A 13,055-nucleotide genomic window follows, 5' to 3' on the forward strand; every position below is an offset into this window, starting at 1 on the left:
AAAGCAATCGAAAAATCAAAAGAGCGTTAAAAACTCTGGAGGGGCTAATGGAAAGGGGCAAATCTTCTATGGATGTGTCGGTTTTGTCAAAACGGACAATGGCAGAGCTTATAGAAATTGCAAAGAGTTTTAAAGTTGATTCTGTTGCAGGTTTAAGAAAACAAGAGTTAATAGCAAAAATTTTTGAGGCGCAGACAAAAGAAAACAAATCGGTTTACGATGAAGGGGTTTTAGAAATTCTGCCTGACGGTTTTGGCTTTTTGCGTTCTCCGGATTACAATTATCTGCCGGGTCCGGACGATATATACATATCTCCTTCACAAATAAAGAAATTTGCCTTAAGAAAAGGCGATACGGTTGCGGGTTATGTTCGTCCCCCTCAGTCGCAGCAGGAACGCTATTTTGCGCTTCTTCAGGTAAGGTCAATCAACGGACAGGAAAATCTTGAAAATATAAGAGACCGCGATCTTTTTGATAATTTAACGCCGCTTTATCCTGACGAAAAAATGGTTCTTGAAACAAAAAAAGAAGAAATATCGATGAGAATTATAGATATGCTTGTTCCTATAGGGAAGGGACAGAGAGTTTTGATTAATGCTGCTCCGAGAACGGGCAAAACCGTTCTTCTGCAAAAAATAGCTAATGCAGTAACTAAAAATAATCCCGATATTGTTCTTATGGTTCTGTTGATAGATGAAAGACCGGAAGAAGTTACGGATATGCAGCGTTCAGTTAAAGGCGAAGTCATATCCTCAACTTTTGACGAGCCGTCAGACAGGCACATACAGGTTGCCGAAATGGTTATAGAAAAAGCCAAACGAATAGTTGAAAACGGAAAACACGTAGTTGTTCTTTTGGATTCCATTACAAGGCTTGCAAGAGCTTACAATACGGCAATGCCGTCAAGCGGAAGAATTCTTTCCGGCGGTCTCGATTCAAATGCTCTGCAGAGACCTAAAAGATTTTTTGGAGCTGCAAGAAATATTGAAGAAGGCGGCAGTCTTACTATTATAGGCACTGCTCTTGTTGAAACAGGAAGCAGAATGGACGATGTCATATTTGAGGAGTTTAAAGGAACCGGTAACTGCGAGATTTATCTTGACAGGAAACTTGCCGACAGAAGAATATTTCCCTCGATAGATCTTTTGCGTTCAGGCACGAGAAAAGAAGAACTCCTTCTAAGCGAAGATGAAAAAAACAAAATGTGGATATTGAGAAAATGGATGAACTCAATGAATTCCATAGAAGTTATGGAAGAGTTAAGCAAAAGATTACTCAACTCAAAATCTAATAAAGATTTCCTAAAACAGATGGAACTTTCCAGTATGGAAAGGTTATAACGGCTTGGAATCCTGCGGACTAGATAAAACTTGTGTAATTATGTTTACAATATTAAGTTATTGAATAAAGCACGGAAAAGAGGAGCATTACAATGAATTTAGAAAAAACCATTCAGATAGTAAATTACGTTTTACAAAAGTATGATTTCAGTCTAAATTATACCAAACTGTTAAAGCTGCTCTATATTGCCGACAGAGAGTGTTTAGACAGATGGAATTTTACAATTTCTGAAGATAATTATGCTGCGATGAAGCAGGGAATGGTACTCAGCGGGCTTTATGATTTTATCCGCGGAAATGCGGATAAATTATCTCAACTTAAGTGGGATAGTTATTTTTATAGAGACAACTATGATTTGCGTTCCAAACATATAGAGAATTGTTCTTATGACGAATTGAGTGAAGCAGAAAAAGAAATACTGGACGAAGTTGATAAGAAGTATCATTTTAAACCTTGGGATTATTTGGTTAACGAGGTTGTTCATAAATTTCCCGAATGGAAAGAGGTTGAGGATAAGATAAGAAATTCTTCCTTAAAAATTGAAAAAGAAAAAATACTTTCGGTTTTAGACAGAGATGAACGAGAGATAAAAGAGATAATCTCAAGTGAAAATGCGTACGAAAAGTGTAAAAATGATTTGAAAGGCTGATTTTTATGGGATTTAAGGGGATAACTTTCTGGTGCGATGATGAAAGTGAAAAAAATCACTTGCGTTTTGTGATATCTGACCCCGATGTTTATGGTAATGTGCTGACAGTAAACATGACAACGTTGTATAATCGTGAAAGAGCGGACATTTCCTGTGTTTTAGATTGCGGTGACCACCCGGGAATAAAACATGAATCATTTGTTGCTTATCAAAAAGCCCTTGGAGTATCTGTCGAAAAGATTATGACAAAAATTTTAAGGCACTGTTATAAAAACACCGCAAAATTAACTGACGAAATCTTGAGAAAAATTCAGGAAGGCGCAAAAAAGAGTAATTTCCTTCCCCAAAAACTAAAAAAATATTTTGAATATTTTTAAGCTTCTTAAAAAATTCTTAAACAAAAAATGACTGTAATTATTGAATAAAACACAATAATATTGTAAAATTATGCCTCATCAATATAATGCGGCGTGTTCCAAGAGAACTTTAAAAGCGGCACATCATATTATTATGTAAACAATAAATGCTGATAGGAGAGATGGCCGAGCGGTTTAAGGCGATAGTCTTGAAAACTATTATAGGGGAAACTCTATCGGGGGTTCAAATCCCTCTCTCTCCGCCAGACGATTCCATTTTTGTCATTAGATGTTTACTTTAATAACAAGTCTTAAAGCTGCGTTTTCGCTTCATTGATTTTATTATTTTATTATATTATTGACTGGTTTTTTTCCTTAAGAAATCAGATCTTCAATGTTTTTAACAGTCTTAAAGCGGACATCCGTAAATGCTTTAAAATGCGCTTTACCGCATTTTATTTTAAGTTTTTCCTCTGTTCTAAGTTTATCCAAATTTAATTTAGATTTAGTTTCGGCTACGAAATATATTCTTTTATCATTTTTGTATATCAATGCCCAGTCGGGATTATAATTTCCCAGCGGAGTCATTATTTTAAACCAGTACGGCAGTTTGATAAAGAAGTCTATATTATCATTGCTGTCGCAGTCTTCGGCAAATTGTTTTTCCGGATCGGATAAAGAATTAATAACAATGCTGTCTGTTATTGTTTTACTTTGGTTTTTAACAGCATAGAGATTTTCAATATATGTTTCTATTTCGTTATCTTTGAAAAGCTGCATCTGCCATTCCCGTCCTGCTATTTTTTCATATTTAATACCGTCTGTCATAAGCTTATTTATAACGCTGTTTATTTTGTTAACGGCAAGGTCTAAAAACATCTGCGGGTTTTTCAAAATATCTGCAGTTCTGCCTGAACATGTTACTATTTCAACTATGGTCTTTCTTGTCAGTTTTGCATTGAGCTTGTTTTGGATATAATCAATAATATTGGGTATTTCAAAACTGCACTGTACGCTTTTGGAGGCAATGCCTTTCATAGCTGCTGAAACCCTTTCCTCCGTTAGGTTAATATCAGATTTAACGGTTCTTATTATGGGAGCTTTTATTTCGTCTTCAATCTCTTTTAAGTCTTTGCCCGCTTCAGATACAAGTTTTTCAGTCTCATAATTTACTCTGTATGCGGTTTTGTGTTTAATCTTGTCCCAAAGCTCTTTAAATTTTGCATCAAGTTCAAATCCCTTTTTTAAAGTTACTTTTTTTCTGTTTCTTTTATTTTTTATCTTTTCGCTGAAGTCAACTCCGCAGTCTTTTTCAATTTCTTTTTGAAGACTTTTTACAAAATCGACATAAGCTTCGTTAGAGATAAACGTGAGCTTGTTAATGTTGTTATCATAAATTCTTTTCCCTTCGGCGTTTACGGCAAGCCGCAGTCCGCGTCCTATTTCTTGTCTTTTTTTCATTTCGGAGTGAGATTCATTAAGCGTGCATATTTGGAATACCATTAGGATTATCCCAGCCTTCCCTTAAAGCAGAATGGCTGAATATAAATCTCAAAGGGTTATTTATGTCTAAAAGCTTTTCTTTATCTTTCATGATTAACCGGTAAGTATCCATATCGGCTTTTGTTTCTCTGCTTTCAGAGGAATCCGTTAAATGTCCTTTTTTGTTCTGTGAAAAATACCCGTTGTGAATATCTTTAAGTTCAAACGGTATGATTCCTCTGTAATCCGGATTGGAAACCGTTTGATTGTAAATGTATTCAAACCATTTAAATATTTTACCTTTAATAATATTCCCGTTTTCATCATAAGATCTGTAATTTGCCACTCTGTCTATAAAGAACAGCGAAAGAACTTTAATTTTTTGAGTTTTAAAGGATTTTTCTTTCTGCAGATGTTCCATAATAGTTCTTTCTATTTGGGTTTTCGTTATTTCATCTTGTATCCGGCTGTTGTTTTGTCCCGACGAATATATCCTTCTTCCGTTTTCAAACTCAACGAATTTTTCAGCAATATTCATCTCTATTGGTATAAACCCGTTTCTGTAGATTTCTCTTTTTCCGGACAGTTTAAACAAGTTATATTTTTCATCTGCATCTATACCTATACTTACAGTTTTAGGCTTAATTCCCGCTGCGGTTTCACGCTCTATTTTCACTTCTGCCCCCTGATGCTGTTTTTGTTTTGTTTAAATCTCAAAAGCTCTATAAACGCATTATTATGGTTATGCTCTGTTGTTACCGAATCTACTTCTATCTGTTTTACAAGTCCAAGCTCAAATGCTTTGACAGGGTTTAAACTGTAAACCAGATTATAAAGGTTTCTGTGCGTGGCAGAATACCTTAAAGTACAGGCGGGATTCAGTCTTTCGACGGCTCTTTTTCTTATATCCGTTTCCATGTTTTGCGGCTCGTCAACTATAACTATCGGATTTACGTTTTGTATAAATTCTATAGGCTGTTTGCCGGTCAGTTTGTCATTGGGGCGGTTTACAATATTTTCATCTTTTGCAAAAGAATCTATGTTTATAACCAGTATTTGTATATTATTGCTGTCGGCAAACCCGCGTACAGCGGACACTTTTGAGGAATCATAGACCTGAAAGTCTGCAGGCGTATTTCCGTATAATCCCTGAAAGTGTTCGTATGTTATTTCTAAATTTTTAACGACGCCCTCTTTTATGGCAATGCTCGGCACCACTATTACGAATTTTTTAAAACCGTATTGTTTATTGAGTTCATAAATTGTCCGCAGATAAACATAAGTTTTTCCTGTTCCCGTTTCCATTTCAACAGTAAAGTTTAAGCCTTCCAGTTTTGAAGAAACAGGCAGATTATTGTTTTTCTGTATCTCCCGTATATTTTTTAAAATTTGTTCTTCCGATAAAACAATATTATTCTTAACGCCTTTTACAAGCAGATTTAAACCGTCCTGCCCTCCGAAAGATACCTCAAAATCTCCGTTGTTTACGGACTGTCCTTTAAATATTTCCGTTACGGCTTTTACAGCCTCCTGTTGGTGCGGTTGTCCGGCGTCAAAATGTAGTTTCATATTTACAATCTCTTTTAATTTGCGGCTTTGTCTTGAAGTTTAATTCCTAAACCGTTAAAATGTTTTTCATCGTTGTCTTTCATGAATTCAAATAATTCTCTAATTTCTTGTCTGCCGGCTGTATAACTAAAATCATTTGCATCTGTTACTGATGAAATTTCTGTTGTATGGGAAAATGCATTTGCCATATTAAGTAGCCCTGGATACTTATTGTCATTTCCTGCAATTGACTGAAAATTAATATACAAATTTCTTTTATTTGGAACTTTAAAAGATAAAAAAACTTCTAAAACTCTTCTTATCAAGTTGCCGGTCGACAAATCTTTTTCATCATCTTTTCTATTGTATATACCGTTTAACTTTTCAATCAGACTCATATACTCAGAGATATGGGTTTTTATATACTTATTGGCAGGTTTTAGCATTGAACCAGAATCTTTTCTGTTTTCAATTTCAAATATCTCTACAGGAGTTTGAGGTTCCGCGTTGTTTTTAATTTGAGATTTAAATTTAGCTTTCAAAGCCTCTCTTATTTTGGCAAAGAAATAAAAATTATGCGTTAAGAAAAATATCTGTCCGTAATCTATTACTGAACTAGTTAATAGTTCTTGAATATTGAATAAGTTATGACTGTCAAAACTTGAGACCGGGTCGTCAATAACTATAATCTCATTTTTTTTCTCATTTTTGGTTGAAGATTCCAAAGACGCAATAAAATACAGGAAAGCAATAAGACTCTTCTCGCCATCGCTTAAATTTTTAGCAGGTTTGTGCTGTCCATTGATTTCTCTCTTAAAGAAATAACTGTCATTTTCAAGTTCTAAAACAAGGCCGGTATCTAAAAAATTTTTAAGAAATACATTGATTTTTTCAATGACTTGTGGTAGGTTACTAAGCAAAGTTTTTTTATCTTTTATTTCTTTGTCTATATTTTTAACCTTTTGAGTATCTTGCAACTCATTTTCTGTTTTCACTTTTATATCAGCTTCTAGTTTTGTTAAATCTTTATACTTCGTTTGAATATAATAATAAATAACTTTTTTCCTGCTTTCACTTTTCAATGAATTGCTTTTACTTACATATTCATTATTTTGTTCTATGGATTTGATTGTATTAGTTATGGCTTGTTTTAATTCGTTTATCACATCTATAAAATTATCTACATTGTCAAAATAAATTTCTCTGTCTTTATGTTCAGATTTTTCTTTTATTTTTTGTTTTAGAGTTTGAAAATATTCTTTAAAATCATTAAATTGTTTGCCAGTTGCTTCTATATTTGTTTGATATGCCTTAAAGAGTTCTTCAGTAAAAAAGTCAGTATTCTTTAATTTATGATATATTGGGTATGAATTAATCTTTTCAGAAAAAGCATTTATTTTATTTTTATTTTCTTCAAATTCTTTTTCCCATTTTAATAAATCATCGTCTTTTTTAATTATTTCCTTTATCTCATTTGCCCTTGTATCCCAATAGAAGTCAGATATTTTTTGTCCGCAGAACAGACATTTCGAATGGTCTTCTTGATGAATACAAGAACCTTCCTCTATCCATTTTATGACTTTTTCTTTCAATTCGGCTGTTTTTCTTTTGATTGGATTTTTAAGTAATTCAATAGAATTATTGAAATCATTTGTCGATAAGACGACTTCTTCTATATTTTTAAGTATTTCAATATATGGTTGGTCTATTTTTGATTTTTGGGGGGATGTAAAGATGTAAACAGCTTGTCTCTTTTCGTCATCTGTAATTTTATCTGGAGAAGGAGATGAAGATTTGTAGTTTTTATAATCGCTTTCAAAATGGTTTTTTTTATAATCATTCTGTTTCAGATTTAATGTGCCTTTAATTTCGCTAGCGATAGTTGTGTAATGGTTATCCAGTTGCTTTTTTACTTGCGATAGTTCTACAGAGACATTCAATTCGTCTTTGTCATTTTTGAGAGCTTTTCGTTCTTCTTCAAGTTTTGTAATATCATTTTTAATGTCAATGTTTTCTTTTCCGATAACAGCGTATAGTTTTTTTGCCTGCCCTTCTTTTAACTGCAGATTATCTTCAATAAAATCGGAATTGAAAACTCGTATCTTATTTTTTATATGCGAATCGCTGAAATTTTTAATGTTAATGGCTTTATCATTAACTGAAATCTCTAATTCGCATCCTTCAAGTTCCGGCGTAACAAATCTGCCGTTATTAAGACAGGAAAATACTCTGGTAAGTGTTGTTTTTCCGCTCGCATTACAGCCGTAAAATAAATTCGCTTGCTTGAATTCTGGCAAAGAAGTACCTTTTGAGAAATCTCTAAAAGATCCGAAGTTTTTCAATTTATTGACGCTGTTTATAAAGTTTGTCATTATTGCCTGTCTTTAAAGCAAATGTTTTTACAAATTTTAAATTACAACTAAATCAATTTCTGCATCTTGCAGCTGCAATACAGTGTTTGTTTTAAAGCTGTCCCGACCGTCAAACAAGCTGTCCAGCATAAGACATTTTGCAGGTTTTAATTCTAATATTTTTGAAATTATTTTATCCGATACTTTTTCTAAACAAACTATAAGTTCGTTGTCATTTACGGCATAAATTTTAGAATTATCTGCTTCTATAATTTCAGCTTTGACATTGAGATCATATCCGCATTTTAAAAGAAGTTCTAAAAGCACATTTTCTTCTTTAGCGCCGTCTTTCAAGGGATTTTCAAACAGGTCAATGCCGGCTTTCAGTTCCTCTTCATCGGAAACCATATCGCTGCGCCAGATTTTAAAGCTGGATTCTTTCAATTTATACACTTTAAAGCCTAAATCCGGACATTCCTTCCCTTGTCTTTCGCTGGAGAGGGACGACAGTATAGGATATTCTCTTTTCGCTTCGGCTTCAATTTTTTTAGCGGCTCTTCTTATGCGTTCTTTAGATATTTCAGCTATTGTTTTATATCCGGCTTTAAACGCTTCGGATTTTTCTTCTGTTTTTTCAGGCAGTTGAACGCATATAAATTTCCTGTTTCCGCCGTCTTGTTTATTTAATTCCATAACAGCCTGCGCTGTTGTGCCGGATCCGGCAAAAAAGTCTAAAATGATATCTTGATTTGATGCATTACCCAATTTCAATAACCTTAATAACAATGAAACTCCTTTTGGATTATCAAAAATTCCTTTTCCTAGTAAAGAAGCTATTTCCTCATTATTGCCATGTGTATGACCGACAGCTTGATACCTCAATATACTTCCAGATACTACGCCTTTTGGTTCAACTTTAGAAAGATATGTTTTTTTATCCACTCCTCCATTAGAATTGAAATATAATTCTCCATTTTTATATAAGTTTATCAAGGTATCTTTCGAATATCTTGGATAACGACCGGAAGGGCATTTCCATTCTATTCCATTATCAAATACAATAGAATACTTTGAATTTTCAGTGCCGCTTTTAGCATGCAATGGGGTTGCTTTCCATGCTCCTTTAATATCATTATCTCTGTTTTTGTAACTTTGATTTTGTTCATCTGTTCTGTCTAATTTTCCAATAGAAAACTCTTCTTTGTTTTTGCAAAAGAACAGAATATTCTCATGCTGATAGGAAATATATTTTGCATCATTTGATACGGTATATTTACTTTCCCAAATTAAATTTGCTATAAAATTCTCTTCCCCGAAAATCTCGTTCATCAAAAGTCTTAAATTGTGAACTTCATTATCGTCTATAGATATAAAAATTACGCCGTCGTCTTTAAGAAGGTTTTTGGCTAAAAATAATCTGGGATACATCATATTAAGCTACAGTTGCTGTGGAACTGTCCATTTTCTTTGGAGTTTTTGTGAAATAGTCCTTCTTTAAGCAGGTATCCTTTTTCGTCTTTTTCTTTAATTTTTTTGAGATATTCTGATTTGGTTTCTGAAAATTTGTCAGGATATATAAAATTGTCGTTGCCGGTGTTGTACGGCGGGTCTATATAAATCATTTTAATTTTACCGAAATACGGCTTTTGGAGAATTTTTAATACTTCCAGATTTTCTCCTTCTATAAACACGTTTCCTGAAGAATTGAATTCGACGGATCCTTCCGGCGCCGGATACAGAGTTTTTGTCGTAGGGGTTTGTATGGTGGTAAAGGCTTCGCTTTTGTCTGCCCAGTTCAAAACATATCTTTCGTTGGAAATTGATGCGCTTTCGCCGAGAATTAATTTAAGACGTTCAAAATCAACTTTGCCTTCGCTGAAAACTTCCGGGAACAACTGCTTAAACTTTGTTAATTTTTCTTCTGCAATATTAATTGATTCTTTAGAGAAATTCTGCATAAGAACTCCGGTTTTATTGGCTTTATTTACTTATAAAAAATGTATTGTTCCTATTATTTTATTTTAATTTTTATTATTGTAATTATAACTAATTAGGTTAAAGTTGTCATTTTGCCCGCCCTGTGAAGCTGTTATTTTTTTTCTGGATTCTTCAAAGACTATGCCTTTTCAGAGTGGCAGATAAAGATTGCGACAACAAACTATGATACACAGCAGCGGCTGATGAAATTTTTTATTTGTTATTCCTGCGAAAGCAGGAATCTATTTCACAGCTGAAAGCAAATATATGTCGTTATTTATTTTACTATTGTTTTTTTATTGAAAGAAAAACCGCATCCGGGTTTTAGTTAGATAAAAGAAATTATTTTTGTGGTTGTTGCTTAATTTCTTTTAAATTTGATAAACAAATTTTTTTGTTTTATGTTTATTGTGGAGTGTTGTCTCATCGTTCTCTTTGTCTGTCCACGCAAGATGATAAATGTCAATAAGATATATATAAAATACAAAATCACTTCTTACTTTAACATATATTCTTACATGAAAATAAGCCAGACGCGCTCTAAACCCGCTTGCACTCTCCCGCTCTTCATTCAAAAACTTATTTATTATTTATGTCTTATCTTTAACTTCAAAAACGGGACAGTCGTCTAGGTTTGTCCCGCCAGCAACCCTATAGCTTTTTGATTTACTGCAGAGCATCAACATCATTAACGACTCTTTCGCTGTTTCCATAATAAAGCGCTTCATACTGTGCAATTATTATACGCTATGGATCCGCAAAATCGCTTTACAACATGAACATCTAAATTGTGTGTATCTGTCTGATATATTTTATGTTGGGTTGTGTGTGTAGTGCTTCGGCACTGTTGAAAAGTCTTTCTACTTCTAAAAAAACTGCCGTTATTGCAATATTTTAATTATGAAAGATAAGGCACGTACTCCCTATTGCTACTACTACTACTGCCTTTTATACCAAGATCTATCGCGTCATCAAAAGGCACGTACTCCCTATTGCTACTACTACTACTGCTGCACCACCTATTCCCATACCTATTTGCAAGCCCTTATTCAAGCCCTCATTCAAGCCCTCAGAAAAGGATAAACTCTCGCGGCATTCTGTGGTTTTTGCCGTTTGGTCTCCCAAGCTTTTATCACAGTTTGTCTTTGTTGTAGCCAGATCAGTTTTACACTGGTTAAGTTTGGCCTTCTGACGCTTACATAAGTCACATAAGTCTATGCCTAAGGCGTTCGAGTACGACACTAAAAATAACAACATAAGTACAACTGATACTGCTTTTGATACTGCTTTTCTTATTTTCATTTTTATTCTCCTGTTTCTTAAAAGGACTTTTTTTGTCAAACTCTCAATTATAACGTTGTACGCGTGGCAGCTACTGCCCGTCTTTATTGTTTTTTTTGTTTTGAACCGCTGTTGATTTTGTTTTTAAGAGTGGCAGCAGTTGATAGGTAATCTAGATACTCGGTTATAATACTCCAATTCGGAGATGCCACTTTAAATTGTTCTTCAATTTTTTCATACGCTACCTCCATCGACCTAAAGATCTTTTTGTTAAGGGCAGTCTGCGGCTGACTGCACGCCGAAAATGTTAAAGCTAATAACATTAAAGAAACTACTTTTTTCATTTTTCCTCCTTGGGATGGTTGTGTGTGTAGTTGCAGCGCTATTGACCAGTTCTACACTGGTTAAGCTTTGGCTTTTCTCATGCTTACAGAATATGGGGAAAAGGCGTTCGAGTACGACACTAAAAATGACAATCATTGCCTTTCTTATTTTCATTTTTATTCTCCTGTTTCTAAATTTGACATTAAAAGCCTTAACGTTTTTATTTTTTATTATAAATCCGTCCCAATATGCAAACAAAAAATATAATGACTTTTGTAGTTTTAAAGAAGAAATTTCTCTCTTTTGGCATCACGATATTTTTGTTTAACATATCCGGCTAAAGCTATAATATTTTTAATCTCAGCCATTTTATCTCTCATGCTGGGAAGCTTCTTGTAGGATAAATTATTTTTATTATAATGTCAAATGATTGAATATAATTTGTTAAAAAAGAGGATAAATTAAATAGATGGTTTGGCTATGTACTTTTTGTCTTGGCAGTAAAAGACTTCAACTGGTATCCTTTGTCTTGAACACTTCATTGTTTTGTTGTTTAGATTATTTTCAAATCTCTTTATATATCGGTTTTATTACCCTTTTTAAGTTCTCTACGCTTGCTTAATAATATTAGTTTAGTTTTTCTCTGCATTCATATTAAGTTTGTTCACATAATGACAAAAATATAAAAATTTTTATAAATAATATAAATTTTCAAGCAGGATAAAGCGGAGTTTATAATTTTTTGCTGTTTTTTTGCGGTTACCGCTTCCTGAGGCGTTCCGCTGTAAGAAGATTTTCTGTATTTTGCTTCTATAAAAACTATCGTATCGTTATGTTTTGCTATTATGTCTATTTCGCCAAAATTTGTTCTGAAATTTGTCGTTAAAATTATTCAGATGGTTAACGACTGCTTTCTCTTTTTCAAAACCGATGTCTCTGATATTTTTCATTTTATATCCGCAACTGTTATCCGTTCGGAATAAAAAACTTAAAACTTTAAATATTTAATTTAGTTTGGGAAATAATATCGTTTACAGGGGAAAATGTTAATCTGTGAATAGGGCAGATTCCGTGTTTTTTTAAAGCTTCTATATGTTTTTTTGTTCCGTATCCTTTGTGTTTTTCAAACTCATAAACAGGATACTGTTTTGCATATTCAAGCATCATTTTATCTCTGGAGACTTTGGCAAGTATTGAAGCTGCGGCAATGCATGCACTTTTTGCATCGCCGCCTACAATAGTTTCCTGATTAAAAGATAGTCCGTGAACCTTGCGGTTTCCGTCTATGAGGTATAAATCAGGCTGTGTTTTTAATTTTAATACGGCACGCGACATTGCAAGAAACGTTGCCTGTAAAATATTTATTTCGTCAATAATTTCATTGTTGACGAGTTCAACTGCATAATCCAGTGCTGTTTCTTTTATTATTTCAAAAAGGATTTCTCTTTTTTTTTCTGATAATTGTTTGGAATCGTTTAAATAGGGGATCGCTGAATCTTTGGGAAGTATAACAACAGCCGCTACCACTGGACCTGCTAAAGGACCTCGTCCGGCTTCATCAATACCTGCAACCGGATAAAAGCCCTTGTTATAAAAATTTCTGTCAAAAGAGAATATATTTGAAAACATACTCTCACCACAACCGATAAGTCAAAGTTTTTAAATAACGGCAGTTTATCCTTTTCATCTCGAATTTCTCCTTCAAGACATTAGTCCGCGGCGTTAAGAGGTATGTAAAACTCAAAT

11 protein-coding genes, 1 tRNA gene and 1 pseudogene are annotated in these 13,055 nt (G+C 33.7%); 4 read left to right on the forward strand and 9 right to left on the reverse strand.

Annotation, left to right across the window (positions count from 1 at the left end):
• The first annotated feature begins 68 nt into the window (after window positions 1–68).
• The 4 genes from rho to RSTT_RS00155 all read left to right on the forward strand — a co-directional run bounded on the left by rho (window position 69) and on the right by RSTT_RS00155 (window position 2,612).
• Complete coding sequence (gene rho, locus RSTT_RS00140) at window positions 69–1,340, forward strand: transcription termination factor Rho (protein ID WP_095558968.1); 1,272 nt, start codon at window positions 69–71, stop codon at window positions 1,338–1,340.
• Window positions 1,341–1,432: 92 nt separating this feature from the next.
• Window positions 1,433–1,990 (forward strand): Panacea domain-containing protein, encoded by a 558-nt coding sequence (locus tag RSTT_RS00145; RefSeq protein ID WP_096525241.1) that lies wholly within the window; start codon window positions 1,433–1,435, stop codon window positions 1,988–1,990.
• A 5-nt stretch (window positions 1,991–1,995) separates the two neighbouring features.
• Window positions 1,996–2,367 carry a hypothetical protein gene (locus RSTT_RS00150; RefSeq protein ID WP_096525242.1) on the forward strand — a complete coding sequence of 124 codons (372 nt, stop codon included), beginning with the start codon at window positions 1,996–1,998 and terminating at the stop codon, window positions 2,365–2,367.
• A gap of 155 nt (window positions 2,368–2,522) precedes the next feature.
• Window positions 2,523–2,612: transfer RNA gene (locus RSTT_RS00155), tRNA-Ser, on the forward strand.
• Window positions 2,613–2,721: 109 nt separating this feature from the next.
• Here RSTT_RS00155 and RSTT_RS07215 read toward each other — a convergent pair.
• The 9 genes and pseudogenes from RSTT_RS07215 to rnhB form a co-directional block, all read right to left on the reverse strand.
• Window positions 2,722–5,397: pseudogene (locus tag RSTT_RS07215) on the reverse strand (restriction endonuclease).
• A gap of 14 nt (window positions 5,398–5,411) precedes the next feature.
• Window positions 5,412–7,748: an AAA family ATPase gene (locus RSTT_RS00165; RefSeq protein ID WP_096525243.1), complete on the reverse strand. Its 2,337-nt coding sequence runs from the start codon at window positions 7,746–7,748 to the stop codon at window positions 5,412–5,414.
• A 36-nt stretch (window positions 7,749–7,784) separates the two neighbouring features.
• Window positions 7,785–9,158: a site-specific DNA-methyltransferase gene (locus RSTT_RS00170; protein ID WP_096525244.1), complete on the reverse strand. Its 1,374-nt coding sequence runs from the start codon at window positions 9,156–9,158 to the stop codon at window positions 7,785–7,787.
• Window positions 9,155–9,685 carry a hypothetical protein gene (locus RSTT_RS06345; RefSeq protein WP_096525245.1) on the reverse strand — a complete coding sequence of 177 codons (531 nt, stop codon included), beginning with the start codon at window positions 9,683–9,685 and terminating at the stop codon, window positions 9,155–9,157. Before RSTT_RS06345 ends, RSTT_RS00170 begins: the two co-directional genes overlap by 4 nt.
• Before the next feature lie 609 nt (window positions 9,686–10,294).
• On the reverse strand, window positions 10,295–10,432 hold the full coding sequence (locus RSTT_RS06005) for a hypothetical protein (RefSeq protein WP_158302754.1): 138 nt from the start codon (window positions 10,430–10,432) through the stop codon (window positions 10,295–10,297).
• Window positions 10,433–10,664: 232 nt separating this feature from the next.
• On the reverse strand, window positions 10,665–11,006 hold the full coding sequence (locus RSTT_RS00185) for a hypothetical protein (RefSeq protein WP_096525247.1): 342 nt from the start codon (window positions 11,004–11,006) through the stop codon (window positions 10,665–10,667).
• Between the two features lie 83 nt (window positions 11,007–11,089).
• Window positions 11,090–11,329: a hypothetical protein gene (locus tag RSTT_RS00190; RefSeq protein WP_096525248.1), complete on the reverse strand. Its 240-nt coding sequence runs from the start codon at window positions 11,327–11,329 to the stop codon at window positions 11,090–11,092.
• Between the two features lie 644 nt (window positions 11,330–11,973).
• Complete coding sequence (locus RSTT_RS06890) at window positions 11,974–12,201, reverse strand: YraN family protein (RefSeq protein ID WP_096525992.1); 228 nt, start codon at window positions 12,199–12,201, stop codon at window positions 11,974–11,976.
• Between the two features lie 104 nt (window positions 12,202–12,305).
• Entirely contained in the window at window positions 12,306–12,938 is a 633-nt protein-coding gene (gene rnhB, locus RSTT_RS00200; protein ID WP_015423029.1) for a ribonuclease HII, read from the reverse strand.
• Window positions 12,939–13,055: the final 117 nt, after the last annotated feature.

This window comes from Candidatus Endomicrobiellum trichonymphae (assembly GCF_002355835.1).
GTDB classification, from domain to species: Bacteria; Elusimicrobiota; Endomicrobiia; order Endomicrobiales; family Endomicrobiaceae; genus Endomicrobiellum; species Endomicrobiellum trichonymphae.

Coding starts and splice junctions, on each gene's coding strand:
- rho (WP_095558968.1), top strand. CDS start 69: ATGGATGTGTCGGTTTTGTCAAAACGGACAATGGCAGAGCTTATAGAA.
- RSTT_RS00145 (WP_096525241.1), top strand. CDS start 1,433: ATGAATTTAGAAAAAACCATTCAGATAGTAAATTACGTTTTACAAAAG.
- RSTT_RS00150 (WP_096525242.1), top strand. CDS start 1,996: ATGGGATTTAAGGGGATAACTTTCTGGTGCGATGATGAAAGTGAAAAA.
- RSTT_RS00165 (WP_096525243.1), bottom strand. CDS start 7,748: ATGACAAACTTTATAAACAGCGTCAATAAATTGAAAAACTTCGGATCT.
- RSTT_RS00170 (WP_096525244.1), bottom strand. CDS start 9,158: ATGATGTATCCCAGATTATTTTTAGCCAAAAACCTTCTTAAAGACGAC.
- RSTT_RS06345 (WP_096525245.1), bottom strand. CDS start 9,685: ATGCAGAATTTCTCTAAAGAATCAATTAATATTGCAGAAGAAAAATTA.
- RSTT_RS06005 (WP_158302754.1), bottom strand. CDS start 10,432: ATGAAGCGCTTTATTATGGAAACAGCGAAAGAGTCGTTAATGATGTTG.
- RSTT_RS00185 (WP_096525247.1), bottom strand. CDS start 11,006: ATGAAAATAAGAAAAGCAGTATCAAAAGCAGTATCAGTTGTACTTATG.
- RSTT_RS00190 (WP_096525248.1), bottom strand. CDS start 11,329: ATGAAAAAAGTAGTTTCTTTAATGTTATTAGCTTTAACATTTTCGGCG.
- rnhB (WP_015423029.1), bottom strand. CDS start 12,938: ATGTTTTCAAATATATTCTCTTTTGACAGAAATTTTTATAACAAGGGC.